The sequence below is a fragment of the Oryzicola mucosus genome (genome assembly GCF_014534685.1).
GTDB lineage: Bacteria > Pseudomonadota > Alphaproteobacteria > Rhizobiales > Rhizobiaceae > Oryzicola > Oryzicola mucosus.
In genome coordinates, this window is sequence record NZ_JACVVX010000028.1 from 1 (window position 1) to 1,177 (window position 1,177).

The window sequence follows — 1,177 nt, forward strand, 5'->3', positions numbered from 1 at the left end:
ATGGCAAAAGGTAAATTCGAGCGTAATAAGCCTCATGTGAACATTGGCACGATTGGTCACGTCGACCATGGCAAGACGTCGCTGACGGCGGCGATCACGAAGTACTTTGGCGAGTACAAGGCGTATGACCAGATCGACGCTGCTCCCGAAGAGAAGGCGCGCGGCATCACCATTTCGACGGCTCACGTCGAATATGAGACGGCGAACCGTCACTACGCTCACGTCGATTGCCCCGGCCACGCCGACTATGTGAAGAACATGATCACGGGTGCTGCGCAGATGGACGGCGCGATCCTGGTGGTTTCGGCTGCCGACGGCCCGATGCCGCAGACCCGCGAGCACATCCTGCTCGCCCGTCAGGTCGGCGTTCCGGCACTGGTCGTGTTCCTGAACAAGGTCGACCTGGTCGACGACGAAGAGCTTCTGGAGCTGGTCGAGCTGGAAGTTCGCGAGCTTCTGTCGAAGTACGAATATCCGGGCGACGACATTCCGATGATCAAGGGTTCGGCTGTTGCAGCGCTTCAGGACAAGGACAAGAAGCTGGGCGAAGACGCGATCCGCGAGCTGATGGCTGCGGTTGACGACTACATCCCGACGCCTGAGCGTCCGATCGACAAGCCGTTCCTGATGCCGATCGAAGACGTGTTCTCGATCTCGGGCCGCGGCACGGTCGTGACGGGTCGCGTCGAGCGTGGCATCGTCAAGGTCGGCGAAGAACTCGAGATCGTCGGCATCCGCCCGACCTCGAAGACGATCTGCACGGGCGTCGAAATGTTCCGCAAGCTGCTCGATCAGGGCCAGGCCGGCGACAACATCGGTGCGCTGCTGCGCGGCGTCGACCGTGAAGGCGTCGAGCGCGGCCAGGTTCTGGCCAAGCCGGGTTCGGTGAAGCCGCACAAGAAGTTCAAGGCTGAAGCCTACATCCTGACGAAGGAAGAGGGTGGCCGTCATACGCCGTTCTTCACCAACTACCGTCCGCAGTTCTACTTCCGCACGACGGACGTGACGGGCATCGTGACGCTGCCGGAAGGCACCGAAATGGTGATGCCGGGCGACAACATCACGGTCGATGTCGAGCTGATCGTGCCGATCGCGATGGAAGAGCGCCTGCGCTTCGCCATCCGTGAAGGCGGCCGCACCGTCGGTGCAGGCATCGTCGCAGCTATCGTCGAGTAAT

At 61.3% G+C, this 1,177-nt stretch carries 1 protein-coding gene; it reads left to right on the plus strand.

Annotation, left to right across the window (positions count from 1 at the left end; all coding sequences use genetic code 11):
• Positions 1-1,176 (plus strand): elongation factor Tu, encoded by a 1,176-nt coding sequence (tuf, locus tag ICI42_RS23425; RefSeq protein ID WP_188167023.1) that lies wholly within the window; start codon positions 1-3, stop codon positions 1,174-1,176.
• Position 1,177 lies beyond the last annotated feature (1 nt).

What these genes read in the sequence shown, in the direction of transcription:
- tuf (WP_188167023.1), top strand. Translation starts at nt 1, where the DNA reads ATGGCAAAAGGTAAATTCGAGCGTAATAAGCCTCATGTGAACATTGGC.